The 23,283-nt window shown below is 71.9% G+C and carries 27 protein-coding genes and 2 pseudogenes; 15 read left to right on the forward strand and 14 right to left on the reverse strand.

The window, feature by feature from the left end; genetic code table 11:
• The first annotated feature begins 397 nt into the window (after positions 1-397).
• Positions 398-964 (forward strand): dihydrofolate reductase family protein, encoded by a 567-nt coding sequence (locus tag ABD329_RS44495; RefSeq protein ID WP_198281670.1) that lies wholly within the window; start codon positions 398-400, stop codon positions 962-964.
• A 54-nt stretch (positions 965-1,018) separates the two neighbouring features.
• Here the strand turns inward: ABD329_RS44495 and ABD329_RS44500 are convergent.
• From ABD329_RS44500 to rpmF, 4 genes and pseudogenes are all read right to left on the reverse strand, one after another.
• Positions 1,019-1,135, reverse strand: a pseudogene (locus tag ABD329_RS44500) (ABC transporter ATP-binding protein); the annotation flags it as partial.
• Positions 1,136-1,159: 24 nt separating this feature from the next.
• Positions 1,160-1,801, reverse strand: a pseudogene (locus tag ABD329_RS44505) (metal ABC transporter substrate-binding protein); the annotation flags it as partial.
• A gap of 134 nt (positions 1,802-1,935) precedes the next feature.
• The gene (locus ABD329_RS44510; protein WP_198281671.1) at positions 1,936-3,159 is read right to left on the reverse strand and encodes a GTP-binding protein; all 1,224 of its coding nucleotides are present in this window, start codon (positions 3,157-3,159) and stop codon (positions 1,936-1,938) included.
• 7 nt (positions 3,160-3,166) lie between these two features.
• Positions 3,167-3,337, reverse strand: coding sequence for a 50S ribosomal protein L32 (gene rpmF / locus ABD329_RS44515; protein WP_198281672.1), 171 nt, complete (start codon positions 3,335-3,337; stop codon positions 3,167-3,169).
• A 185-nt stretch (positions 3,338-3,522) separates the two neighbouring features.
• Between rpmF and ABD329_RS44520 the strand changes: the two genes are divergently transcribed.
• Positions 3,523-4,737: a GTP-binding protein gene (locus ABD329_RS44520; protein ID WP_344317966.1), complete on the forward strand. Its 1,215-nt coding sequence runs from the start codon at positions 3,523-3,525 to the stop codon at positions 4,735-4,737.
• Between the two features lie 129 nt (positions 4,738-4,866).
• Here the strand turns inward: ABD329_RS44520 and rpsN are convergent, their stop codons facing one another.
• Together rpsN and rpmB are read right to left on the reverse strand one after the other, a co-directional pair.
• On the reverse strand, positions 4,867-5,172 hold the full coding sequence (gene rpsN, locus ABD329_RS44525) for a 30S ribosomal protein S14 (RefSeq protein WP_198281329.1): 306 nt from the start codon (positions 5,170-5,172) through the stop codon (positions 4,867-4,869).
• Complete coding sequence (gene rpmB / locus ABD329_RS44530; protein ID WP_014056553.1) at positions 5,172-5,408, reverse strand: 50S ribosomal protein L28; 237 nt, start codon at positions 5,406-5,408, stop codon at positions 5,172-5,174. Before rpmB ends, rpsN begins: the two co-directional genes overlap by 1 nt.
• An 86-nt stretch (positions 5,409-5,494) precedes the next feature.
• Between rpmB and rpmG the strand changes: the two genes are divergently transcribed.
• The 6 genes from rpmG (at position 5,495) to ABD329_RS44560 (ending at position 9,455) form a co-directional block, all read left to right on the forward strand.
• Entirely contained in the window at positions 5,495-5,659 is a 165-nt protein-coding gene (gene rpmG / locus ABD329_RS44535; protein ID WP_198281330.1) for a 50S ribosomal protein L33, read from the forward strand.
• 5 nt (positions 5,660-5,664) lie between these two features.
• Positions 5,665-5,922, forward strand: coding sequence for a type B 50S ribosomal protein L31 (locus ABD329_RS44540; protein ID WP_198281331.1), 258 nt, complete (start codon positions 5,665-5,667; stop codon positions 5,920-5,922).
• Positions 5,919-7,085, forward strand: coding sequence for a CobW family GTP-binding protein (locus ABD329_RS44545; RefSeq protein ID WP_198281332.1), 1,167 nt, complete (start codon positions 5,919-5,921; stop codon positions 7,083-7,085). Before ABD329_RS44540 ends, ABD329_RS44545 begins: the two co-directional genes overlap by 4 nt.
• Positions 7,086-7,118: 33 nt before the next feature.
• On the forward strand, positions 7,119-7,361 hold the full coding sequence (rpsR, locus tag ABD329_RS44550; RefSeq protein ID WP_100808862.1) for a 30S ribosomal protein S18: 243 nt from the start codon (positions 7,119-7,121) through the stop codon (positions 7,359-7,361).
• Positions 7,362-7,623: 262 nt separating this feature from the next.
• A complete protein-coding gene (locus tag ABD329_RS44555; protein ID WP_198281333.1) occupies positions 7,624-8,697 on the forward strand; it encodes a permease in 1,074 nt (357 codons plus the stop codon).
• Positions 8,694-9,455 (forward strand): TIGR03943 family putative permease subunit, encoded by a 762-nt coding sequence (locus tag ABD329_RS44560; protein ID WP_344317967.1) that lies wholly within the window; start codon positions 8,694-8,696, stop codon positions 9,453-9,455. Before ABD329_RS44555 ends, ABD329_RS44560 begins: the two co-directional genes overlap by 4 nt.
• A gap of 116 nt (positions 9,456-9,571) precedes the next feature.
• Here ABD329_RS44560 and ABD329_RS44565 read toward each other — a convergent pair whose 3' ends face one another.
• A complete protein-coding gene (locus ABD329_RS44565) occupies positions 9,572-9,865 on the reverse strand; it encodes a hypothetical protein (RefSeq protein WP_198277141.1) in 294 nt (97 codons plus the stop codon).
• Positions 9,866-10,278: 413 nt separating this feature from the next.
• Here ABD329_RS44565 and ABD329_RS44570 point away from each other — a divergent pair, with 413 nt between their 5' ends.
• Positions 10,279-11,409 (forward strand): hypothetical protein, encoded by a 1,131-nt coding sequence (locus tag ABD329_RS44570; RefSeq protein ID WP_198277142.1) that lies wholly within the window; start codon positions 10,279-10,281, stop codon positions 11,407-11,409.
• 230 nt (positions 11,410-11,639) lie between these two features.
• Here ABD329_RS44570 and ABD329_RS44575 read toward each other — a convergent pair whose 3' ends face one another.
• Positions 11,640-12,569, reverse strand: coding sequence for a M48 family metalloprotease (locus ABD329_RS44575; protein ID WP_344317968.1), 930 nt, complete (start codon positions 12,567-12,569; stop codon positions 11,640-11,642).
• Positions 12,566-12,937, reverse strand: a complete 372-nt coding sequence (locus tag ABD329_RS44580; RefSeq protein ID WP_198277144.1) for a BlaI/MecI/CopY family transcriptional regulator — start codon at positions 12,935-12,937, stop codon at positions 12,566-12,568. The genes ABD329_RS44575 and ABD329_RS44580 overlap by 4 nt, the downstream gene beginning before the upstream one ends.
• A gap of 115 nt (positions 12,938-13,052) precedes the next feature.
• Between ABD329_RS44580 and ABD329_RS44585 the strand changes: the two genes are divergently transcribed.
• From ABD329_RS44585 to ABD329_RS44600, 4 genes are read left to right on the forward strand one after another with little or no spacing between them, the layout of a single operon-like run.
• Positions 13,053-13,715: a DedA family protein gene (locus ABD329_RS44585; protein WP_198277145.1), complete on the forward strand. Its 663-nt coding sequence runs from the start codon at positions 13,053-13,055 to the stop codon at positions 13,713-13,715.
• 52 nt (positions 13,716-13,767) lie between these two features.
• On the forward strand, positions 13,768-14,442 hold the full coding sequence (locus tag ABD329_RS44590) for a phosphatase PAP2 family protein (RefSeq protein ID WP_198277146.1): 675 nt from the start codon (positions 13,768-13,770) through the stop codon (positions 14,440-14,442).
• A gap of 9 nt (positions 14,443-14,451) precedes the next feature.
• Positions 14,452-15,114: a response regulator transcription factor gene (locus tag ABD329_RS44595; protein ID WP_198277147.1), complete on the forward strand. Its 663-nt coding sequence runs from the start codon at positions 14,452-14,454 to the stop codon at positions 15,112-15,114.
• Complete coding sequence (locus ABD329_RS44600) at positions 15,111-16,520, forward strand: sensor histidine kinase (protein ID WP_198277148.1); 1,410 nt, start codon at positions 15,111-15,113, stop codon at positions 16,518-16,520. Before ABD329_RS44595 ends, ABD329_RS44600 begins: the two co-directional genes overlap by 4 nt.
• A 60-nt stretch (positions 16,521-16,580) precedes the next feature.
• Here the strand turns inward: ABD329_RS44600 and ABD329_RS44605 are convergent, their stop codons facing one another.
• From ABD329_RS44605 to ABD329_RS44615, 3 genes are all read right to left on the reverse strand, one after another.
• On the reverse strand, positions 16,581-17,420 hold the full coding sequence (locus ABD329_RS44605) for a COG4705 family protein (RefSeq protein ID WP_198277149.1): 840 nt from the start codon (positions 17,418-17,420) through the stop codon (positions 16,581-16,583).
• 76 nt (positions 17,421-17,496) lie between these two features.
• Positions 17,497-18,948, reverse strand: a complete 1,452-nt coding sequence (locus tag ABD329_RS44610) for an ATP-binding protein (protein WP_344317969.1) — start codon at positions 18,946-18,948, stop codon at positions 17,497-17,499.
• A complete protein-coding gene (locus tag ABD329_RS44615; protein ID WP_198281949.1) occupies positions 18,949-19,626 on the reverse strand; it encodes a response regulator transcription factor in 678 nt (225 codons plus the stop codon).
• A gap of 241 nt (positions 19,627-19,867) precedes the next feature.
• On the opposite strand from ABD329_RS44615, the gene ABD329_RS44620 reads away from it, so the two are divergent.
• Positions 19,868-21,070 (forward strand): AbrB family transcriptional regulator, encoded by a 1,203-nt coding sequence (locus ABD329_RS44620; RefSeq protein WP_198281950.1) that lies wholly within the window; start codon positions 19,868-19,870, stop codon positions 21,068-21,070.
• Between the two features lie 38 nt (positions 21,071-21,108).
• Positions 21,109-21,576 carry a hypothetical protein gene (locus ABD329_RS44625; protein ID WP_198281951.1) on the forward strand — a complete coding sequence of 156 codons (468 nt, stop codon included), beginning with the start codon at positions 21,109-21,111 and terminating at the stop codon, positions 21,574-21,576.
• Positions 21,577-21,687: 111 nt separating this feature from the next.
• Here ABD329_RS44625 and ABD329_RS44630 read toward each other — a convergent pair whose 3' ends face one another.
• Together ABD329_RS44630 and ABD329_RS44635 are read right to left on the reverse strand one after the other, a co-directional pair.
• Positions 21,688-23,133 carry a hypothetical protein gene (locus ABD329_RS44630; RefSeq protein ID WP_344317970.1) on the reverse strand — a complete coding sequence of 482 codons (1,446 nt, stop codon included), beginning with the start codon at positions 23,131-23,133 and terminating at the stop codon, positions 21,688-21,690.
• The coding region (locus ABD329_RS44635; protein WP_344317971.1) for an undecaprenyl-diphosphate phosphatase at positions 23,130-23,283 on the reverse strand (154 nt) is incomplete at its 5' end. The genes ABD329_RS44630 and ABD329_RS44635, both read right to left, overlap by 4 nt.

Below are 23,283 nucleotides of genomic sequence, written 5' to 3' on the forward strand. Positions count from 1 at the left end.
ACCTCCATCGAACGTTTCGTCGAGGAGGAATTCGCTCCCCGGTACCGCGCGGCCGAATCGGAGTGACATTCCCTGACGGGCTCGTCGCTGCGGCGAGTGACGCGCGAGAGCAGGCCCCCCCGGACCTGCTCTCCGCGCAGGAAGACTCCACCAGGCGCCGCCGCCCTCACAGCGCTCCTCGAGGGCCTTCCGTGGTCCGCTGAGCCGCGCCCAGGGCTCAACGGCCCCATTTCCTCGCGAAGGCGAGGTCGGGATCAGGCGGCTTGGCCGAGTCGGCCGAGTACACCACGTTGGGGCCCGAGCACGAGGGCTACCGGCGGGCCCGGATCGCGCACCGATGAGTTTTGCGCGCCGCGCTGGTCTATACGCCGGACACCCACGGACGGAAGGCTGGGCCATGCGGAAACTGATCTACGGTATGAACCTGACCCTGGACGGCTACATCGCCGCGGTCGGCGACGACATCGGCTGGAGCGGACCGCCGAGCGACGAGCTGTTCCAGTGGTGGCTCGACCACGAGCAGGCGAGTGGCCTGTCGCTGTATGGGCGCAAGCTGTGGGAGACGATGAGCTCCTACTGGCCGACCGGCGACCAGCAGCCCAACGCCACCCCGGCGGAGATCGAGTTCGCGCGGAACTGGCGGGACACGCCGAAGGTGGTGTTCTCCTCGACGATCGACAAGGTCGACTGGAACACCCGCCTGGTCACCGGCGACGCGATCGCCGAGATCACCCGCCTCAAGGCCGAGGACGGCGGCCCGATGAACATCGGCGGCGCAACGCTCGCCGGGGCGGCCATGCGCGCCGGGCTGATCGACGAGTACGTGATCGCCACCCATCCGGTCCTGGTGGGCAGCGGCACGCCGTTCTTCACCGCGCTGGACAGCTGGGTGAACCTGAACCTGGTGGAGACGCGGACGTTTCCCGGCGGCGTGGTCCTGACCAGGTACGAGACGAGGCGCTGAGCAGCAGCACCCACGCGCTAGTTGGCTGCCCTGCCGCTGCGGCGGCATGCCTGGCCCGAAGCCGCTGGGCCCGAGGACGGCTAGGAACTCCCCTGGCCGTACGTCGAGTTCGAGGCCGCGCCACACCGTGCGGTCGCCGTAGGACAGGGCGGCGCCGCGCAGGCTGATCACCGCCGCCGTGCCGGTGTCGCTGGGTTCGGCCTGGCCCTGGCGGGCCCGGCGCGCGAAGGCCCGCGCCTTGACCCGCTTGTCCGTGAACAGCGCCAGGGTGTCCCGCAGGGTCTTCGGAGAGACGCCGTCGCCCTCCTCGATGGCCTCGCTGAACTCCTCGGCGTCTTGTTCGCCAGCCCGCACGCCTCGGTCAGGTAGAGCGGCACCGGCTCCGTGATGGCGACGCCCTCGCCGCCGTGCTTCTTCTTGATCTCCGCTTCCTTCGCCTGAAGCGGCTTGACCTTCTCCTTGAACGCCTCGGCGTTCTTGGTGAAGGTGGCCGCGTCGTCGGGAGCGGCCTTGCCGAGTGCGGCGGCTATGCGGTCGGCGACCTTGGCGACGCTGGGGAAGTCGTACCGGACGTGCTCGTTGAGCTCGCCGCCCTTCGGGGCGGTCTTGCCGGAGACCTTGACCGCGTTGATCACCTCGGCGGAGGTGTTGCCCTTGAGCATCCGGTCCACGAAGTCGTCGTAGCCGCCGTTCTCGATGACGACCTTCGCCTTGGACAGGGCCAGTTGGGTCCGGGTGTCGGCCTCGTAGGCCGGAGTCCGAGCTGCCGCAGCCTGCCAGAAGGGCGAGGGAGGCGCCGGTGATCAGTGCCAGATGGCGGGACGGGGACGAGGGCATGGATCCTCCACGACGGGTGGGAACTCCCCGGCCGACGAACCGTGCATGACGCTTGCCTCCCGCTACACAGGCATCGATCTGTTGCGCATGCTAGTTGAACATGACATCCATGACCAGGACGGGTGGGTTGGCTGTCAGTGCTGTGGTACCGGCACGGCCTCGTGTGGTCCGTGCTCGTGGTCGCAGCTCTCGTCGAGGCCGTAGGTCTCCCAGGCGGGGAAGGGATCGTCCCAGGTCACCCAGTGGGGTACGCCCCGTGCGTGCTCGTCGTCGGTGAGCAGGCACGCGGACAGGGCCGTGTGCAGGGCGGCGGGACGCAGTCCGGTGCCGATGAAGACGAGTTCCTGACCGCGGTCGGGGCCGGGTGCGGAGCCGGGCCCGCCGCCGTCGCGTGCTCCGGACGGCTCGAACCGGGCCACGGCGCCGGCCTGTGACCACAGCCCGGTCACGCGCGGGCGGGTGGCCAGCCAGAAGAAGCCCTTGGAGCGCAGGACGCCGCCGTAGGTCCCGCTGTCCAACTCGGTGGCGACGAAGTTCCACAGCCGGGCGGGGTGGAACGGCCGGGTGGCGCGGAAGACGGTGCTGGAGATGCCGTATTCCTCGGTCTCGGGGACGTGGTCGCCGTTGAGCTCCATGACCCAGCCGGGGGCCTGCTGGGCGCGTTCGAGGTCGAAGCGGCCGGTTCCGAGCACCTCCGCGGGGGCGACTCGGCCGTGGGTGGCGGGGACGATGCGGGCGGCCGGGTTGAGCCGGGACAGCGCCGCCGCCAGGCGTTCGGCGGTCTCGGGGGTGACCAGGTCGAGCTTGTTGAGGACGATGACATCGGCGAACTCGACCTGGTCCATGAGGAGGTCGCTGACGGTGCGCTCGTCGTCCTCGTACTGGTCAAGGCCCCGCTCGGCCAGTTCGTCGCCGCCTGTGAGCTCCGGCAGGAAGCCCGCGGCGTCGACGACGGTGACCATGGTGTCGAGCCGCGCGACCTCGCCCAGCGTGGCGCCGTCATCGCGCGGGAAGGCGAACGTCGCGGCGACGGGCATGGGTTCGGAGATGCCGCTGGACTCGATGAGGAGGTAGTCGAACCGCCCCTCCCTGGCGAGCCGGTCCACCTCCTCCAGCAGGTCGTCCCGCAGGGTGCAGCAGATGCAGCCGTTGACCATCTCGACCAGGCGCTCTTCGGTGCGGGAGAGGGCCGCGTCGCCGTCGCGGACGAGGGTTGCGTCGATGTTCACCTCGCTCATGTCGTTGACGATGACCGCGACGCGCAGTCCTTCGCGGTTGTTGAGGAGGTGGTTGAGGAGGGTGGTCTTGCCGGATCCCAGGAAACCCGACAGGACCGTCACCGGAAGCTGATCGGCCATGGGGCGGTCAGCCCTCGGGGTGCAGCAGTCCGCGCCGGTAGGCGGGGACGAGGTTGCGCGGTACGCGGTGTTCGCGGCCGTTGACGGTGATCGTCACCAGTTCCGGCGCGTTCGCCTTCCACTGGGCGCGGCGGTGGCGGGTGTTGCTCCGGGACATCTTCCGCTTGGGCACGGCCATGACGTCGGGGTCCTTTCCTGTTCGGCGGGTGGTCTCCACACCGTATATGAAAATGGGTACCGTTTCCATGTAGTCTCCGCGGTGACACCGTGACGTCGTCATCCAGGAGGAGATGTGCCGCTGGTGCTGCTGCGGGTGCGCAGAACCGCCCACGCCGTCGTGACCGCCATTGCCCAGGCGGCGGAGTGAGCACCGGCGCGAACGCGGGCCGGGGTCTGCTGGGTCTGGTGTGCGGCAACACCCCGGAAGTCCGGGGGCGTGTACTCGACCTGCTGCGGTGTGCCTCGCCCGACGCCCTGGTGCTCTCGGTCTCGGTCCACGCCGACGGGACGGCGCGGTACCCCTTCGTACAGCGCTTCGTCATGGGCGGTGAGGAACGGCGGAGGGCCTCGCTGTGCCACGGGGCGACCGGAGACCCGGCGGTGATCATCCGGCAGGACCTGGATGCCATCGCCCGGACCGCCGCACGTCCGCATGTCGTGCTCGCGCTCCCCGACACCGTGGACACCGCGCCCTTCCTCGCCGAGCTGTGGCGGACCCCGCTGGGCAGGACTCCGCTGTCGCACCACTACGAACTGGCCCCGACCGCCGTCGGCGTGGATCCCGGCCGCCTGCTGAACGATCTGCGCTGTGTGCACCGCGCCACCCGCGTCCTCGGCCACGACCCGAATGCGGCGCCCCTCACGGTCGCCGAAGCCGCCGCCCGCCAACTGGAGGCCGCCCAGGTGATGGTCCTGCGGGGCGGGCCGGGGGAGGGGGACGGCCGCCGGGAGGGGTGCCGCGCCCTGCTCGGCCATCTCAACCCGTCGGCGGTGGTGCATCTCGACTCCGACGACGCCGATCTCACCGCGCTGACGGCTCTGGCGCGGCCTGACCCCGGCTGGAGCGCGGCCGGACCGGCCGACCGTCTCGACATCGTCGCCCCCGTCGTACGCCGCCGCGGCGTCGACCACGGTGTGACCTCGGTGCTCTGGCGGTCCCGTCGCCCGCTGCATCCCGAGCGGCTGGCGGAGGGCCTGCCGCGCGTCATGCCGTCGGTGGTGCGCAGCCGCGGACACCTGTGGTCGGCCACCCGCCCGCGGACGGTCATCTCCTGGCGCTCGGCCGGGCGCCACCTCGAACTGCGCGAGGCGGGAGGCTGGTTGGAGGGCGAGGACGCCGCGGCATGGCGCGCCGCCTCGCCCCAGCGCCGGACGCTCGCCTCGTGGTACTGGGACGACTACTACGGCGAACGGCGCAACGAGATCGTCTTCACCGGTGCCGACCTGGACGCCGACCGGTTGCGGGCCGCGCTGGACTCCGCCGTGCTCGACGACGGTGAACTGGCCCTCGGCACCGAGCGCTGGGCCCGCCTGCCCGATCCGCTGCTCGGCGACGTGGCGCCCGGCCCGGAGGGCTGACACGGCACCATGAGGGCGCGGCCGGCCTCGACGATCTCGGCCTCGCCGCCGCGCGGGGCGGCGAGGGGACGTTGCCGGGTCCCGTGGAGAGGTGGCCGGGCCGACCGACGGGAGGCGGCCCGGCGGTGGTTACCAGCTGCTCTTGGTCACTCCGGGGAGTTCGCCCGCGTGTGCCATTTCCCGCAGGCGGATGCGGGACAGGCCGAAGGCACGCAGATGGCCGCGGGGGCGGCCGTCGATGGAGTCGCGGTTGCGTACGCGGGTGGCGCTGGCGTCGCGGGGCTGGCGGCGCAGTTCCCGCTGGGCGTCGAGCCGTTCCTGCTCCGGGGTCCGGGGGTCGGCGATGAGCGCCTTCAGTTCGGCGCGGCGCTTGGCGTAGCGCGCCACGATCACCCGTCGCCGCTCATTCTTGGCGATCTTGCTCTTCTTGGCCATCAGACCTTTCCTCCCCGGGCGCGGATGCGGGCCACGGCGGCCTCGATGCCGATCGTGTCGACGGTTTTGATGGCCTTGGTGCTGAGGGTGAGGCGGATGTGGCGGCCCTCGCTGGGCAGCCAGTAGCGCTTGTGCTGGATGTTGGGGTCGAACCGGCGCTTGGTGCGGCGGTGGGAGTGGGAGATGTGGTGGCCGAAGCCGGGCTGTCGGCCGGTGAGTTGGCAGTGGGCGGACATGGGCCCTCTTTCTCGTGCGGGGTTACGACGGCAGCACCGTATCAGCTAAATGAAAATGAAAATCGATCCTATGTATGCTGTCGTCCATGGCACGCAATGAACTACGCCCGATCATCAAGCTGAGGTCCACCACGGGCACCGGCTACACGTATGTGACCCGCAAGAACCGGCGGAACGACCCCGACCGGATGACCCTGCGCAAGTACGACCCGATCGTCGGCCGCCACGTCGACTTCCGTGAGGAGCGCTGACCGCCATGAAGCCCGGCATTCACCCCGCGTACCGGCCCGTCGTCTTCCGTGACCGGTCCGCCGACTTCGCCTTCCTCACCCGCTCCACCGCCACCAGTGACAAGACCGTGGAGTGGCGGGACGGCAACAGCTATCCCGTGATCGACGTCGAGATCTCCTCGGCGAGCCACCCCTTCTACACCGGCAATCAGCGCGTCGTGGACACCGCGGGCCGCGTCGAGCGGTTCGAGCGGCGCTACGGACGCGGACGGGGGGACCGGTGAGCGTGGCGGAGGGGCGGCTGCCCGTCGCCATCGTCGGCGGGCTGCACGCCGACGCGCGCCGGGCGGCCGTCGAGGAGATCCTGCGCACGGTGCCCGGCTCCGTGGCGCTGCACCACGACCTGTCCGCCGCCACCGACCGTTCCGTGCGCCGCACCGTGCGCGACGCCTCCGGACCGCTCGGCGAGGGCGAGGCGCCGCTGGTGAACGACTGCGCGTGCTGTGCGCTGCGCGAGGACATGGTCCCCGAACTGCTGCGCCTGGCCACGGGTGGCGGGCACCGGCTCGCCGTCGTCGAACTGTGGGAGTCGGTCGAGCCCCAGGCCATGGCCGCCGTCATCGCTGCCGAAGGCGCGCCGCTGGAGCTGGCCGGGGTGGCCACCGCGGTCGACCCGGCCCTGATGGTGCCGTACCTCGCCAATGGCGACGACCTGGCGGAGGTCGGTCTCGCCGCCGCCCCGACCGACCAGCGCACCGTCGGCGACACGTTTGCCCGGCAGCTGGAGTACCCCACGGTGATCGCCGTCGTCGAGGACGTGGCGTCGGAAGAACCCGCGGACGACGGCGATCTCGCTCTGCTGACCCAGCTCACCCCGGGCGCGCGGCAGGTGCGTGTCGGCGATGGGGCTCTGGGGGTGGCTCTGCCGGCCGGGTTCGATGTCGAGGCGGCGGCAGCCCGTCAGCATCCGGCGTGTGCGCTGCTGCCGCAGGAGAGCGAAGAACACGGGGTGAGCACCCTGGTCTGGCGTCGCGACCGCCCCTTCCATCCGGATCGGCTGTATGAGGCGCTGGAAGATCTGAGCTGTGCCGCGGCCCGCAGCCGTGGCCGCTTCTGGCTGGCGGACCGGCCCGACACCCTGCTGTCGTGGGACGCGGCGGGTGGCGCCCTGTGCGTGGAATCCGCCGGGCCCTGGCTGGCCGCGCTGCCGGACGCCGCCTGGGACATGGTGCCGGCCGAGCGTCGGGTGGCCGCTTCGCTGGACTGGCATCCCGAACACGGCGACCGCTGTCAGCACATGACCTTCACCTCGCCCGGCCTCGACCGAGAAGGTCTGGTCGCCCTGCTGGACTCGTGTCTGCTGACCGACGCCGAGTACGCGGCGGGGCCGGACGGCTGGAAGAAGCTGTCGCACGCTTTTGACGAATTGCTCGACCCGGTGTCCTGAACGCGGATGGGCACCGTAGGAAAGGAACTGATCATGTCCCGACGCATCGGCACCAAGCGCCCGGACCCCAAGCGCCGCCGTGTCAACCCGCTCGACGCGGCGGGCATCACCTACGTGGACTACAAGGACACCGACCTGCTGCGGAAGTTCATTTCCGACCGCGGCAAGATCCGCAGCCGCCGGGTGAGCCATGTGACGCGCCGACAGCAGCGCCAGATCGCCCGCGCCATCAAGAACGCGCGCGAGATGGCCCTGATCCCTTACGGCTCCCGGTAGCCGCTCCGGTCGCTGAGGGGTGGTCATCGCCGATGACCACCCCTCAGCGGCTTTCCTCATGTGTCGCGGATGCCGAGGCACAGAGGGCCTGGAGTGCGGCGGCGACGGATGCCGCCGCCGTCGAGGCGGGCGGCCGCGCGGAGACCTGCCACCAGGAAGAAGGAACCGGATCGGCGGTCCCCGAACGGTCATCGATTGACCGCCGCTAGGGTGTGGTCGCGGATGTCGCCGTGATGGAGAGTCCTGTGTGAGGGGAGGCGTAGTGGACAGGGATGTCGACGTCGCGCCACCGCTGCCCGCGAGCCCTGCCGACGACCGGAGGCCACCGGCCGCACATCCCGACGGGGGCGGCGGCCTGCGCATGGCCGTACGTGTCGCCTCTCATGCGCTGATCGCGGGGTTGCCCGTGGCGGTGCTCGGTGTCGTCGCCATCGTGCTGGGGCCCGAGATCTCCGCCGGGCTCGACAGCCGGGCGGTGGCGGCGTGGCGGACGGTGTTCACCGCGATCGTCATTCAGGGGGTGCCGTTTCTGCTGCTCGGCACTGTGGTGTCGGCCGCGATCAGCGCCTTCGTACCGGCCTGGGTGTTCACCCGGGTGTTGCCGCGTAACCCGGCGCTCGCGGTGCCGGTCGCGGGCGTGGCCGGGGCCGTGTTGCCGGGATGTGAATGTGCGTCGGTTCCGGTGGCGGGCAGTCTGATGCGGCGCGGGGTGACCCCGGCGGCGGCGCTGGCCTTTCTGCTGTCGGCCCCTGCCATCAACCCGATCGTGCTGATGGCGACGTACGTGGCCTTTCCCGGCAACCCCTGGATGGTCGCGGCCCGGCTCGTCGCCTCGCTGCTGACCTCCGTGGTGATGGGCTGGCTATGGCTCCGTCTGGGCCGTGAGGAGTGGCTGCGCGCCCCGAATGGGCCATCCGGGCACACGCCCGGCGCGAGCCGGGCGGAGGAGTTCCGGGTCTCGCTCCAGCACGACTTCCTGCACGCCGGGGGATTCCTCGTGGTCGGCGCGGCGGCCGCGGCCACGTTCAACGTCGCGGTGCCGCATTCCGTGTTGCGGCTCTTCTCCGACTCGGTGTGGCTGTCGGTGCCCATGCTGGGGGTGCTGGCGGTGGTCCTCGCGGTGTGCTCCGAGGCCGATGCGTTCGTCGCCGCCTCGCTCACCGGGTTCTCGCCCAGCGCCCGGCTCGCCTTCATGGTGGTCGGCCCGATGGTCGACCTGAAGCTGATCGCGCTCCAGTCGGGCACCTTCGGGCGGGCCTTCGCCCTGCGCTTCTCGTCGGCCACCTGGGTCGTGGCGGTTGTGTGCAGCGCACTGGTGGGGTGGTGGCTGCTGTGAAACGCAACATCCAGGTGCTGCTGCTCCTGTTCACCGGCGTCGGTCTGCTGCACATCTCGCTGCTGACCGATCTGTATCTGCGCTATGTGCGCCCGGGCCTGCGGCCCGCGCTCATCGCCTCGGGGGTGCTGCTGATCGTGCTCGGCGCGGTCAGCGCCGCCCGCGACGGCTTTCCCTTCAACCGCCCGCGTACGGATCACGACCGCGGTGGCCATCAAGGTCATGGACACGATCACGCTCAGGGGCCGCGGATCGCCTGGCTGCTGTACGTACCGGCCCTGACCATCCTGTTCCTCGCGCCACCCGCTCTCGGCTCGTACACCGCCGCCCGCGACGAGGCGAAGGCGAAGCCCCCCACCGCCGGAGACAGCCTCTTCCCCGCCCTCCCGCGCAACGGGATCGTCGAGATGTCGCTGAACGACTTCAGCTCCCGGGCGGTCTGGGACACCGACGGCACCCTCCGCGGGCACACCGTGCGCCTCACCGGCTTCGTCACCCCCGGCCACCACGGCACCTGGTACGTCAGCCGCCTGGCCATCAGTTGCTGCGCCGCCGACGCGACGGTGCGCAAGGTGCGGGTGCACGGGGCCGCGGCGCCGCCCACCGATGCCTGGGTCACCGTCACCGGCACCTGGCACCCCACCGGCAAGGTCGGGACGGACGACGCGAGCCCGGCCCTGGACGCCACGACCGTCAAGCGCGTCCCCGCGCCCAAGGACCCGTACAACGATGCCGTGGTGACCCGGCCGGGCGGGTGAGGGCGGGCACACACGGGTGCGGCCCCAGGCCGTCGGTCTGAGGCTTCCGCGCTACAGCACACGTCCCCGGAGCAGGGTCGTGAGTGTGCGACTCGTGGCGTCGGCCAGGGACGCGGTCAGTGGTCGTCCCAGTGGTCCTCGTGCGGGGCGTGGCGGTGGCCGTCGTGGACGTAGTCCACATGGTTGCCGTGCGGTACGGCGACATGTCCGCAGTCGTCACGGTGCTGGTGGTCGTGGCCTTCGTGGACGGTGTGGCCACTGGGCTCGCACTCATCGACGTGGTCGTCGTGCGTCCGGTGCAGATGGCCGTCGTGTACGTAGTCGGTGTGATCCCCGTGCGGGAGCGCGACGTGGCCGCAGCCGCTTCCATGCTGGTGGGCGTGGTCGGTGTGGGGAGCGTGCGTGGTCATGGGGACACCTTCTTTCTCCCCCCTGGCCCATTCTGCACTCCGGCCACGGCCCATGCCACGCTCGGCGATCAAGACCTGGATCCGTGTCGCCCTGGGCTAGCGGACGGCCACGGGGACATGGCGGTCCCCGAACTGCCAGACCGGGCCGACCTGCGCGAACCCCCGCTGCCGGAGCTACAACGGCCACTAAGGCGTCCGCGAGCCAGGCGACCATCTGCCGGTGCGGACCGTCCTGGAGCCGTGACGCGGCGCGGCCGTGCCGGATGCCGCCGATCCGCTCCTCCGGGGGGGGCGGATCGAATGGTTCGACGCCGAACCGTGGGAGAAGCGCCGTGTCGCCGCGCCACCGCGGGGACGTCCCGTTACCGTGAGGCGGCGCGGGCCGGGCCATGACATCGCGGAAGGCGGGACGGGTGAGCCAGCCAACTCACGACCCCGGGGGTGAGCCGCCACCGCAGGTGACGGTGGGCCTCGTCGCCGACCCGGACGCCCCCGCGGAGCTGGCGGAGGAACTGGCCGAGGACATGCCCGGCCTGCTCGCCGAGCAGATCGACCCGAACGTCAGGTGGTCCGTGCAGGTCGTCCGCGATCCCATGCCCGCCGCCCTGCTCGACAGCGCGAGCATCCTCGATGTGACGCGGGACCGGAAGATCCGCGCTTCCTGGGACATCGCCATCTGCCTCACCGATCTTCCCCTGTTCGGCGACGGCAGGCCACTGGCGGTCGACGCGGACACAGCGGACCGGGTGGCCCTGGTGTCCATGCCCGCGCTCGGCGGGATCTTCCTGCGACGGCGGCTGCGCCGCTCGATCGTCCGGTTGGTGAGGGATCTGATGCGGGTGGATACGGGCCCTGTGGTCCCGGAGCGGACCGCCCCGCTGAAGCGCGCGGTGGCGGATGAGGACCTCATCGATCTACGGATCGTGGGGTCCGCCGCGCGGGGGCGGCTGCGCCTGCTGCTCGGCATGGTGCGGGCCAACACCCCCTGGCGGCTGATCCCCGCCTTGGCGAAGGCGCTCGCCGCCGCCCTGGCCACCAGCGCCGTCGTTCTCGTCAACGGAACCCTCTGGAACGTGTCCACCGCGATCGCGGCCGAGCGGCTCGCGGTGGTGTCGGTCTTTTCCACGGCGATCATGGTGGCCTGGCTCATCGTCCACCGGCATCTGTGGGAGCGCCCCGACTCCCCATCCCGCCAGGACCGGGAGAAGGCAGCGCTGTACAACGCCTCCACGGTGGTGACCCTGTCCCTGGGCGTCCTGGGGGGTCTCCTCGGGCTCTTCGTGGTGGACTTCGCGGTGGCGTCATTCCTCATCGAGAGCGGAGTGCTGGCGAATCAGGTGAAGCGCCCGGTGGGATTCAGCGACTACGCGCGTCTGGCGTGGCTCGCGAGCTCGGCGGCCATCGTCGGCGGAGCGCTCGGCTCGGAGTTCGAAAGCGACGAAGCGGTCCGCCGCGCCGCCTACGGCAAACGGGAGAGGCTGCGCCGCGAGCAGGCGGAGCGCAGACGCAAAGAGGCCGAGTCCGGCACCGCGCCCCACTCCTAGGAGTCCTAGGAGTGCTAGGAGTCCTAACAAAACTGGCGGGCTTGACCTGGTCAGAGGTTGGTGTTGTGCACGAGGCCGCAGGGTAGCGGGACGCGGTCAGCCGTGTAATCGGACGCGATGATCCCGGCGACATCGGCGATCACCCCCGGGCTACTTGTCGCCCAGGGATGAGGTCACAGTCGTCGTCGCCCATTTACGGCTCGGCTTCGCGATGACCCACGGGCGGTTGGTCAGGGGCTCTCCTCGCCTTGGGCGACTTCGACGTCGTGGTGGAAGGTGAGCACATCGGTCGTCGCGGCGCCCGCCGACAGGAGTGCGCAGACGGCGAGGAGCAGTGCGGTCCAGCGCCTGGCCGGGGCCGGGCGTTCCGCGGGCGCCAGGAGCGCGGCGACGCGCTGGGGGACCGGGCCGCCGGCCGCCCCGGAGGCGAAGTCCGGGCGGGCGGAACGGGAGTCGTGGCCGGCCAGCGCGGCGCGGGCGATGGCCCTGGCCGTGAGGTGCCGGTCGCCGACGGCGTCGGCGGCCGCCTCGTCGGCGGCGCGTTCCGCGACCAGCCGGACGTCGGCGCGCAGCCCGCGCAGGGCGGGGTGGCAGTGGGCGGCGATTTCCGCGGCGGCGAGGAAATAGTGGTGGCCGCCTCGGTTGTGGGCGCGTTCGTGGGCGAAGAGGGCCTCGCGCTCGGCCGGGCCGAGGCTGCGCAGCATGCCGGTGGTGACGACGATGCGCTGCGGGCGGCCGGGCAGCGCGTAGGCGTCCGGGTAGGGCGAGTCGATGACGCACAGGTCACCGACGGCAGGGCGGGCCTCGGCCTGGGTGCGGGCAGCGCGGAAGGCGCCGACCTGGCGAACGGCCGAACGCCCCAGGGCCCACGCGCCGACGGCGAGCGCGCCGGTGGCCAGCGAGGCCGCGGGCAGCATGAGCAGGTCCGAGGAGGTGCGCAGGGGGTGGACCAGCTCGCCGAGCGCCGCGAAGAGAGGAAATCTGAGCAGCCCGGTCAGTACGAGGGCGCCCAGGGCGGCCACGCACGCACCGGCAAGCACCAGGGCGGAGGCGGTCAGCACCCACAGGGCGGTGACCGGGTTCAGGCGGGCGAGGGCGCGCCGGGCCGACGGCGGTGCCGCGAAGGGCAGCAGCAGCGGAACCAGCAGCAGGGCGATCACCGCTCGTCCCCCTCCAGCAGCCGCCGCAGCACCTGCTCGTCGTCGGCGCTGAGCTGGGCGACGAACCGGGCCAGAACCGTCTCCCGGTCGGTGTCCCGCGCCAGCTCCCCGTGCATGCGCCGGGCGGTGAGCCCGGGGGCGTCCTGGACGGCGAAGTAGGCGTAGCCGCGGCCCAGCCGCTCGCGCCCGACGACGCCCTTGTCGTGCAGGCGGGACAGGATCGTGGTCACCGTCGTACGTGCCAGGCCGACACCGAGCTCGCGCTGCACGCGGCTCGGGGTGAGCGGTTCGCGGGCGGCCCACAGGGCCGCCATGACGGCGGCTTCCAGCTCGCCCGCAGGACGCCGTTCGTCCTTCTCGTCGGTCATGGAACGTTCCTCACCCCGCCATCGTCTACAGTTCGGTAGACCGTCTACAGGATTGTAGTCAATGGGGCGCCGTCTCGGCCGCACCCGTCCGTCCAGTATGAGAGGGCTCGCGCCGATGGCCGCACCCCCCTTCGCCGAAGCGTCGCAGCTCGCGGTGAACATTCTCAGCGCCCAGTCCCTGCTGTCCGCCTTTGGCGTGGTGGGGGTGGGCGTGGTGCTGTTCGCCGAGACGGGCCTGCTGATCGGTTTCTTCCTGCCCGGTGACTCGCTGCTGTTCACGGCCGGGCTGCTGGGCACCGGGACCGCCGACCGGGGTGTGCAACTGTCCCTCGGCCCGCTGCTGATCGCCGCCGCCGTGGGCGCGCTGGCCGGTGCGCAGTGGGGGTATCTGCTCGGCCGGAAGGCGGGCGGAGCGCTGCTCGCCCGCAGTCACTCGCCCCGGCTGCACGACGGCGCCGCACGGGCCGAGGAGCTGTTGGAGCGGTACGGGTACGCGAAGGCGATCGTGCTGGCCCGTTTCGTGCCGGTGGTGCGCACGGTGCTGAATCCGCTGGCGGGCGCCCTGGGCGTGCCGGCCCGGACGTTCACGGTGTGGCAGATGGCCGGCGGGCTCGTGTGGAGTCTGGGACTGACGCTCGCCGGGTACGGGCTCGGGTCCTCCATTCCCAGCATCGACACGTATCTGCTCCCGGTGATCGCGCTCATCGTGATCGTGTCACTGATCCCGCTGGCCGCGGAGGTGTACCGCTCCCGCAAGGCCAAGGCGGCGAGCCGATGACCCTCGCTGCCGACGGCTCGCGGCACGCATGGCCGTGGCCGCTGGTGATGCGATGAAGCGCAGGGAAGCCGTCGGACTGGCCGGGGGGATGGGCCTTGCCTCATGGGTGGCGTTCGGCGTGCTGAGCATGGTCGTCATCGGCCGCGAGGGTGCCCCGCTGTTCATGGACCACGGTCTGCTGGCCTGGTCCTTGGGCCACCGCCCCGAGGTGGCGGTGGCCCTGGCCCGTGGGCTGACCGCGACCGGAACCGGTGTGACCCCGTACGCGCTCGTCGCCGTGGCCGGAGTCGTCGTGGGACGGACGCTGCCGCATCGGCTCCTCGCCGCGGCATCGGGCCTCGCCTGTCTCGGCGCCGGTCAGGCCCTCCGGTACGGCGTGATGACGTGGATCGCGCGGGCGCGCCCGCCGCATACGGACTGGGACACGCACGCCTCCGGCTGGTCGTTCCCCTCCGGCCACGCCACCACGGCGGCTCTCACCGCGGGACTGGTGATCCTCGCGATATGGGTGCGCGCCCCGCGCGGGAGGACGCCGGTGTGCCTGGTGGTCGGCTGCTGGGGCGCGCTGGTGGGACTGACCCGTGTGTATCTGGGGGTGCACTGGTTCACCGATGTGCTCGGTGGCTGGTTGTTCGCCGTCGGCTGGCTCGGAGTGTGCCTGTGCGCGGCGATCCGGTGGCCGCCCACCCGTTTGTCACGGAAGCCGCACTGGGGGACGAAGGAGTGATGGAGGACCATGGGCCACAGAATCCTGGTCGTGGAGGATGATCACGCCCTGCGTGATGTCCTGCTGCGTGGGCTGCGCGAGGAAGGCTTCGACACGGTGCCGGCCGCGGACGGTGCCACCGCCCTGCGCCTGGCCGCCGGAGACATCGCCGCGGCCGTGCTCGACGTCGGGCTGCCCGACGCGGACGGGCGCGACGTGTGCCAGGCGATGCGCGCGGGCGGATTCCTCTTCCCTGTCATCTTCTTGACTGCTCGTCATGGTCTCGCCGATCGGTTGTCCGGGTTCTCATCCGGGGGCGATGACTATCTGCCCAAGCCGTTCCACCTCGCCGAACTCGCCGCCCGGCTGCGCGCCGCGCTCAAGCGCGCCGGGCCCGCCCCCGTGACCACCGCCGGGGACCTGGTTCTCGACCCCGTCCGGCACAGCGTCACCGTCGGCGGGGCCCAGGTCGACCTGACCCCGACGGAGTTCCGGCTGCTGGCCGCCCTCATGGCGGCCGCCGGCGGCGTCGTGCGCCGACGTGAGCTGGTCCGGGCGGGATGGCCCGAGGGCGCGCAGGTCAGCGATAACACCCTGGACCAGTACGTGACCCGGTTGCGCCGCAAACTGGGCGAAGCCCGCAGTGCGTTGACGATCGGCACCGCCCGCGGGATCGGCCACCGCCTGTCATGACCGCCGTGTTCGCCCGGCTCGCGCCACGCACCCTGCGCGGCCGCCTCTCCCTGGTCGCCCTGACCACCGCCGCGCTGCTGATGACGTTCCTGACCGTGGCGTTCAACACCGTGGTCCGCCACCACCTCCAGCGCCAGGCGGACGACGAGTTGCGCACCCGGGCGGCCGCCGTGGCCACCACCGTCGACACGAGCGGTCCGACGGTGCGCATCCGGGAGTCCCCTGACGACGGGCTCCTCGACACGAACGTGTGGATCTACACGGGCACCCGGCTGCTCGAACAGCCGCCGTCACCCGCTGTTTCGCTGACCCGGACCGCCGAACAGCTCGCCGCACGCGGCGGGCGGGACTGCACCACCGCCACCGCCACCACCAGCGGCCACGCGCCCGGGCACATCCGGCTGTGTGCCCAGCCGCTGCGCGGCGGCGACAACCATGCCACGGTGGTCACGGCCTTGGACCTGGCCCCGTACCGCGGTTCCGCGGACACCCTGCTGCTGGGATCGCTCGCCCTGGACGCGGCGATGCTCGGCTGCACCTACGTCCTCACCCGGCTGGCGGTGGGCCGCGCGCTGCGCCCCGTGCGTGCGATGACCGACCAGGCCACCCAGCGGAACGCCATCACCTCCGAGGAGCGCTTCGGCGCGGTGCGGCGCCCGGTCGAGCTCGCCCGGCTGGGCACCTCCCTGGACACGCTTCTGGACCGCATCCGCACGGTGCTGCGCCACGAGCGGCAGCTCACCGGCGAACTCTCACACGAACTGCGCACCCCGCTCAGCCGGATCGTCGCCGAGCTGGACTGGTGGCGGGCCCGGCCCCGCTCGACCGCTGAGACCCGCGCCACCCACCAGGTCATCGCCGACGCCACGCGGTCCATGGGGACGATCTGCGACACGCTCCTGGACGACGCCCGCGGCGGCACACACACCACGGGCACGGCCGAGGTCCGGCCCGTACTGCGCCGTCTCGTCCAGCACCTCGACGTCCCGGACCATGTGACGATCAGGCTCGACGATCACCAGACCCACCGGACCCACCAGACCCACCAGGCCGACCCCGCCGCGTGCCCGGAAGCCGGAGTTCCTCCGGCCCTCCTCGAACGCATCGTCAGCCCGCTGCTCGCCAACGCCCTGCGGTACGCCCGGTCCGGCGTCGTCGTCCGCACGGTCCGCGAATCCGGCGGCGTACGCGTCGACATCACCGACGACGGGCCCGGCGTACCGCGGCCGTTCATCGATCAGCTCTTCCAGCCGGGCCGGCGAGCCGACCCCGGTGACGGACACGGCGGAGCGGGCCTCGGACTGCCGCTCGCACGGCGCCTGGCCCGCTCGGCCGGTGGTGAGGTGTCCTACGACAGCGAGCACGCGCCCGGGGCGAGGTTCACGGTCCGCCTGCCGCCCGGCTGACCCGGTGCCCCCTCCCTCGCGACCGGCGGTCCGAACGCGTCCGGAACGGCCGCCGACCGCTCACGCCGCCCGCTCGCCGAGCCGCTCCCGCTCGATGACGTCCTTCCGCGTCACCGTCAGATACGCCACCAGGCCGAGGATGACCGCGAGGAACAGCACGCTGGTGACCACGGTGCCAAGGCCCAGGCCGCCGTCCCCGGTCGGCTGGGAGAGGTAGTCGCCCACCGATGCGCCGAGCGGGCGGGTGAGGACGTACGCGATCCAGAAGCTCCACACCGCGTTCAGGTCGAGAGTGAAGCGCGCCACCGCGATGGCGGCGATCGCCAGGGCGAACAGCACCGCGGACAACCAGTACCCCAGGTCCATGCGCTCGGCCACCAGGTCGCCCGCCGCGGTACCCAGCGCGAAGGTGAACAGCACCGCGAGCCAGTAGAACGACTCGCGGCTCAGGGAGTCGATGCTGTGGATGGACAGGGTCCGCTCGCGGCGGTACCAGACGGTGAACACGATCGCGAGGACGACCGCGAACACCGTGGTGCTCGTCGTCAGTGGTACGCCCATGTTGTCCGTGAGGTTGTCACTGATCAGAGTGCCGACGATGCTGATCAGGGCCACGGCGAGCCAGTACACGCCCGGCCGGTACGCGGCGGTGCGGAACTGGACGACCAGCACCACCGCCAGCACCACGCTCATCAGCAGTGACACACCGGTCAGGCCCAGGCCCAGCTTCTCGTTCAGCATGTCGGCCGCGGTCTCACCCACGGTCGTGCACAGCACCTTGATCACCCAGAAGTACACGGTGACTTCGGGCACCTTGTTCCAGCGGAGGCGGTGACCGGACGGGGACGAGGCAGTGGCGGGACCGGAGGCCGTGGCGGTCTCAGGAGTCTCGGATGTCATGAGGCCCGACCGTGCCAGCGAATACCTGAACACATCCTGACTGCCGTACGGCGCCTGGCGCCGTAGGCCCGGTGGGTCAGCCGGACGGGGGAGCGGTCGGCAGGCGGACCACCAGGAGCGCCCCGCCGAGGCCGCCGTCCTCCGGCGCGGGGTCCTGGTCGGCGTAGGCGGTGCCGCCGTGCGCGGTGACGACCTTGCCGACGATGGCGAGGCCGAGGCCCGAACCGCCGGCCTCGCGGGACCGCGCCTCGTCGAGCCGGGTGAAGCGCTCGAAGACCCGCAGCCGGTCCGCGGTCGGGATGCCCGATCCGTCGTCGCTGACGGTGAGTTCGACGGTGCCCCCGCGTTCGCCCAGGGTCACCCTTATCCGCTGGTCGGCGTGGCGGCGGGCGTTGTCCAGCAGATTCCGTACGACGCAGCGCAGCGCCTCGGTGTCGCCACGCACCCGCCCGCCCGAGACCCGCCGGGCGTCGATGTCCGCCCGGGCCAGGGAGCGCTGCCGGCGGACTTCGGCCAGCACCACCTCGTCCAGGTCGACGACGCGCGCGGCCTGCGACCGCGACCGGGCGGGGTCCTCGCTGCGGGCCAGCGCCAGCAGCCCCTCGACCAGGTCGTGCAGCCGTACCGTGTCCTCCAGCAGGGTGGCGGCCACCTGTGGGTCGCGTTCGGGGTCGGGGTAGTGGGACATGACCTCGAGCTGGGCCCGCAGGGCCGTCAGCGGGCTGCGCAGTTCGTGCGCGGCGTCGGCGACGAAGCGGCGCTGTGCGGCGGAGGCGTCGTCGAGGCGGGCGAGCATGTCGTTGAGGGTGACGCCGAGGGCGTGGATCTCGTCCTGGCAGGCGGGCAGGTCGAGGCGGCGGTGCAGATCGGTCGCGGTGATGTCGGCTGCCTGGCGGCGCAGGGTTTCCACCGGACGCAGGGTGCGGCCGGCGGTGAGCGAGATTGTCCACGCCACCAGCGCGGTCAGCGCGGGCACTCCGATCGCCAGGCCGGTGGTCAGGCTGGAGAGGGTGTGCTCGGCCTGGGCCAGGGACACCCCCACGACGATGGTGGCGGGTCGGCCGTCAACACGGATCGGCCGGGCCTGTACGCGGAAGTCGCCCCCGTCGCCGATGCTGAGGCCACGGAGGGTGGCGGGATGCCCGGCGAGCACCTGCGGGGGGAGGGGGTTCGGGAAGCCGCTGGGACTGCCGGGGCGCGTGTCGTAGTCGGAGCTGGCCACCACCTTCCCCTGGGGGCCGAGCACTTCGACGACATCGGCGTCCCCTCCGTTGGAGGGGATGAGGGAGCCCAGCCGGTCGTGCCGGATGAGGGCGGTGACATCGGACAGCCGCTGGTGGGCGGTGCTGTCCCGATCACTCCACATGGAGTGCTGGAGACCGAGCAGCAGCCCGAGGCCGGCCGCGACCATCGCGAGGGCGACGACCATCGTGGCCCACATGGTGACCCGGGTCCGCAGGCTCAGCCTCCGGGTCAGCCGCCGCACCCGGCCGAACGCCGGACGCCCGACGGGGAGGCGTCGGGACATTCAGCCGCCCTTTCCGTCCAGCCGGTAGCCGACGCCGCGCACGGTCTCGATGGCGGACCGGCCGAAGGGGGTGTCGATCTTGCGCCGGAGGTAGCCGACGTAGACCTCGACGATGTTGGGGTCGCCCTCGAACCAGGCGTCCCAGACCTGGGCGAGCAGATCGGTCTTGCTCACCACCGTGTCGGGGTGGCGGAGCATGAACTCCAGCAGGCCGAACTCGCGCGGCGTCAGCTCCAGTCGCTCGTCGTCACGGCCGCACCGGTGGGCGGCCGGATCGAGCCAGAGATCACCCGCACGGAGTACCGGGGACCGCTGCGGGGCGCTGCGGCGCAGCAGCGCGCGGATCCGGGCCAGCAGCACCACGAACGAGAACGGCTTCGTCAGATAGTCGTCCGCACCGAGGTCGAGGGCGTCCGCCTCGTCGTACTCGCCGTCCTTCGCGGTGAGAATCAGCACGGGGGTGGTGATGCCCGCGGCGCGCACGGTCCGGCAGACGTCATAGCCGTTGCGCCCCGGGAGCATCAGGTCGAGCACGATCACGGCGTAGTCGTTGTGCCTGATCAGGCCGAGGGCCTTCTCGCCGTTCTCGGCGATGTCCACGCCGAACCCCTCGGCGCGCAGCCCGCGGTCCACGGCGAGCGCGATGTTCTGCTCGTCCTCGACGACCAGCACCTGCACGCGGCATCACCTCATGACCGTACCGACGGGGCGCCCGGAAGACTGATCCTCGGTTGCGAGTCTAGAGGCCGGACCGCAGGTCGGCCGCGCGCCTCTCAGCGGGCTCTCAGGTTCTCCTCAGCGCTCACTCAGCGCTCTCAGTGTGTGCACAGCCCGTACCCGGCACAGTGGAGAGTGCCTGCTTCGCACAGGCGTCGAGACCAGCCAACGGACCCGCACCATTCGACGAAAGGCGCCGATCGTGGCACCGACTTCCGCGCTGCGGCGTACGGACGAACCTCCGTCCTCCACCGCCGGTACCGCGCCGAAGCCCGCCCCGTGCACCTCCGAGCCCCGCGTCTCCCGCCCAGCGCCCACCGGACTCTGGGCTCTGATCATCGCCGGGGGGTACGCCGCGGGCCTCGCGGCGGACGCCTTCGGCGTTCCCGCCCCCTACCTGCTGTCCTCACTGCTGGTCGGCGCCGTCCTGGCGCTGTGCGGAGTGGTCCGCGACCGGCTCCCGGCGCCGGCCAACCGGGCCTCCCAGGCACTGGTCGGCGCCCTCATGGGCAGCTACCTCACCCCGTCCGCCCTCCTCTCCGCCGCGCCCGTCGCGCTGCCACTGACCGTGGTCACCGCGACCACCATCGCGCTGAGCGTCGCGGTCGCCTGGTTCCTGGCCCGCGGTGGCCGCATCGGCCGGCCCAGCGCCGTCCTCGGCATGGTGCCCGGCGGTTCGGCCGCCATCGTCACCTGCGCTGACGAGCTGAACGCCGATGTGCGGCTCGTCGCCTTCACCCAGTACCTGCGCGTCGGTCTCGTCGCCACCACCGCCCCGCTCGTGGCCCACTGGATGACCTCCGCGTCCTCCGCCGCGGGCGGCCATCAGGCAGCGGGCGGTGGCGCCGGATCCGGCCTCCTCCACCTCGTCGCCGGGTCGGACCAGCTCACCGGCCTGGCCACCCTCGCCGCCATCGCCGTCGTCGGCTCGTGGGCCGGCCGGCGGCTGCGGGTGCCCACGCCGCTGCTGATCGGCCCGATGCTGGTCGCCCTGGCCGCGACGCTCAGTGGCGCCGTGCCCGGTTTCGCCCCCACCGGGGTGTTCCAGAACGTCGTCTTCGTCCTCGTCGGCCTCGACGTGGGCGTACGGTTCACCCGCCGAACGCTCCTCAGCGTGCGGCGTCTGCTGCCCCCGATCCTGCTCTGCATGACGGTCGTCTGTCTCGGCTGCGCCGGGCTGGCGTGGGTCTTCGCCGGGGTGACGAGCATCCCGTTCACCGACGCCTACCTCGCCACGACCCCCGGAGGGATCAACGCGGTGCTCGCCGCTGCGGTCTCCTCTCATGCGAACGTCGCCCTGGTCTCCACTGTCCAGAGCCTGCGCCTGCTGGTCGTCGTCCTGGTGACCCCGCTGATCACCCGGCGGCTGGCGGCGGGCCGACCACCTGCCCCACTCACCGCATGACCTGCTGACCGAAAGCCCAGCCGTCGAAAGGACCGCCTGTGGAAGCCACCGCCCGCATGGGACAGCGGTGGGTCGCGCTCGTCGATCGCGGAAACGGATGCGTCGAGGCATGCGACATCGTGGAGTGGCTGCCCGACGGGGCGGAACTGGTCGGCTACATATGCGGCACGGATGACGCGGCCCAAGGGGACAAGGGCCGTGTCGTCCGTGCTGACCGTCATCCGGGATTCCTGACCTATGAGCGCCGGCCACAGGTCGTCGGAGCCCTACCGGGGATGGGATGGACGGTCTGCTACCGCCTCGGCGCCCCACCGCCCCGCGGCGGGAACGGCACCAGCGGCGCGGAGTGCCTCGAACGCCGCCCGGTGCTCGCGTGGCTCGTGTACGACGACGGCACGGTCACGCCCTGCGATGTGGACCACGACGGACTGGTCTATTGCAGCACCGACACCCCGGAGCTGGCACACGTCGAACCCCCGGCCCCGGCGAGCGATCGGCAGCCGTAGCTCTCGTCGCGATCATCCAGGGCGGTCCCTGCGCACCATTGATGACGCGCACCTCCTTGACGCCCGCGAGAGCGCGGTCGATGCCTCGACAGCTCCCGGCGCGGCCGCCGGTCAATGGGGAGGCGTGTAGGCCGTGAGCCCGGCGCCCGGCAGGGGGTGGGGGGTCCAGGCGCGGGCGTAGCGGGGAGGGCCGGAGCGGGTCCTGGCGAGGGTGGCGACGGGTTCGCGGGCGGCGCGGCGCAGCAGGGCGTGTGCGGTGGTGTCGCGGTTGTTGCCGCCGACGTTGGCGGAGGCGCAGCCGGCGTCGTAGCCGATGGGTGGCGCGTGTGTGCCGCTGACCAGGCAGGGCGGGGTGAGTCCGAGGCGGCGCAGGTCGTGGGCGGCGGTGCGGTACCGGGCGGCGGTGGCGCGGGCGTCGGCCGTGTTGCGGTCGAGCACGTGGTACTGCGCGGAGAGGTGCAGGGCGAGCAGCGCGGCTGCCAGCCCGGCGGCCAGGGCGCGGGCGCGGGGTGAGCGGATGGCGTGTGCGGCGTGTGCGGCCAGGGTGGCGAGCGGAGGGGAGAGCAGGGCGTAGACGGGCAGCAGGAAGCGCGGCGCGGAGTAGTCGATGAGCAGCAGGTAGGGGATGCTCAGCGCGGCGGCGCAGACGACGGGGAGCAGGACGACCGCGCCGCGCCGGGCCCGCCAGGCCAGGACGCAGGCGATCAGGGCGAGGGCGGGCAGGGACAGCCACCACAGGGTGAGTTCGGGGTGAACGAGTGGTCTGTGGCAGGGGCGGCAGAGCAGGGGGCCGTTGAGGCTGCGCCATGCCATGCCGCCCGCCCAGTGCGTGCCCATGCCGCCCTCGGTGGCGCTGGAGGCGTGCAGCCGGGCGCCGACCCCGCCCCAACGAAGGTACGCTTCCGCGATCCACTCGGCGCCACCCACGGCGAATCCGCTGGCCACGGCGAGCGCGGGTGCCGGGCGCCGCCAGGCCGGGACGATCGCGCACGCCGCGAGCAGGGGCAGGGTGAGCCAGACGCCGTCGGAGAAGCGGAAGCAGGTGGCGGCCGCGACCATGGCGCCCAGGCCGAGCAGGGCCCGCCGCCCCGCAGGGGGGTGTGTGGCGCGCAGGAACCAGCCGACCGTCGCCACCGCGGACAGGGCCACCCACAGGTTGGGCATGGCCTGTGGTCCGTAGAGCAGGGTGGTCCACAGGCCGGCGAACAGCAACGCGGCCAGGGCGGTACGCCCGGGGCCGAGCAGCGGCTGCCAGACGCGGTAGGCCGCGTACAGGGCGGCGGCGGACAGCAGTGCCAGGACGACCCGGAGCACGGCGGTGGAGTCGGTGACGGCGAGGACGGGGGCGGTCAGAAGGCTGATGCCGCGCGAGCGCGGGGCGCTGAAATACGCCGCCGGGCGGTGCGGGTCGGCCTGGGAGAGGTACACCGTTTCGTCCCAGCCCAGCCCCAAGTGCGGTACGACGAAGACGAGTTGGGTCACCGCGTAGGCGAGGCCGACCAGCGCCGGCCACGGGATCCGGCGGGGCGGTCGCAGGACCGTACTCGAAGCGATCACGCGGTGAGCACCCCGGTACCGAGCAGGCCGAACAGCAGCAGGCCGATCGCGATGCGGTAGATGACGAAGGCGTTGAAGGAGTGCTTGGCGACGAACTTGAGCAGCCAGGCGATCGAGGCGTAGGCGACCACGAACGAGACGGCGGTGCCC

The organism is Streptomyces javensis (genome assembly GCF_039525925.1).
Classification (GTDB): Bacteria; Actinomycetota; Actinomycetes; order Streptomycetales; family Streptomycetaceae; genus Streptomyces; species Streptomyces asiaticus.

Excerpts from the sequence above, each read along its gene's own strand:
- ABD329_RS44580 (WP_198277144.1), bottom strand. The coding sequence starts at position 12,937 with ATGACCGACGAGAAGGACGAACGGCGTCCTGCGGGCGAGCTGGAAGCC.
- ABD329_RS44585 (WP_198277145.1), top strand. The coding sequence starts at position 13,053 with ATGGCCGCACCCCCCTTCGCCGAAGCGTCGCAGCTCGCGGTGAACATT.
- ABD329_RS44605 (WP_198277149.1), bottom strand. The coding sequence starts at position 17,420 with ATGACATCCGAGACTCCTGAGACCGCCACGGCCTCCGGTCCCGCCACT.
- ABD329_RS44590 (WP_198277146.1), top strand. The coding sequence starts at position 13,768 with ATGAAGCGCAGGGAAGCCGTCGGACTGGCCGGGGGGATGGGCCTTGCC.
- ABD329_RS44595 (WP_198277147.1), top strand. The coding sequence starts at position 14,452 with ATGGGCCACAGAATCCTGGTCGTGGAGGATGATCACGCCCTGCGTGAT.
- ABD329_RS44600 (WP_198277148.1), top strand. The coding sequence starts at position 15,111 with ATGACCGCCGTGTTCGCCCGGCTCGCGCCACGCACCCTGCGCGGCCGC.
- rpmB (WP_014056553.1), bottom strand. The coding sequence starts at position 5,408 with ATGTCCGCCCACTGCCAACTCACCGGCCGACAGCCCGGCTTCGGCCAC.
- ABD329_RS44510 (WP_198281671.1), bottom strand. The coding sequence starts at position 3,159 with ATGGCCGATCAGCTTCCGGTGACGGTCCTGTCGGGTTTCCTGGGATCC.
- ABD329_RS44610 (WP_344317969.1), bottom strand. The coding sequence starts at position 18,948 with ATGTCCCGACGCCTCCCCGTCGGGCGTCCGGCGTTCGGCCGGGTGCGG.
- ABD329_RS44565 (WP_198277141.1), bottom strand. The coding sequence starts at position 9,865 with ATGACCACGCACGCTCCCCACACCGACCACGCCCACCAGCATGGAAGC.
- rpsN (WP_198281329.1), bottom strand. The coding sequence starts at position 5,172 with ATGGCCAAGAAGAGCAAGATCGCCAAGAATGAGCGGCGACGGGTGATC.
- rpmG (WP_198281330.1), top strand. The coding sequence starts at position 5,495 with ATGGCACGCAATGAACTACGCCCGATCATCAAGCTGAGGTCCACCACG.
- ABD329_RS44540 (WP_198281331.1), top strand. The coding sequence starts at position 5,665 with ATGAAGCCCGGCATTCACCCCGCGTACCGGCCCGTCGTCTTCCGTGAC.
- ABD329_RS44495 (WP_198281670.1), top strand. The coding sequence starts at position 398 with ATGCGGAAACTGATCTACGGTATGAACCTGACCCTGGACGGCTACATC.
- rpmF (WP_198281672.1), bottom strand. The coding sequence starts at position 3,337 with ATGGCCGTGCCCAAGCGGAAGATGTCCCGGAGCAACACCCGCCACCGC.
- rpsR (WP_100808862.1), top strand. The coding sequence starts at position 7,119 with ATGTCCCGACGCATCGGCACCAAGCGCCCGGACCCCAAGCGCCGCCGT.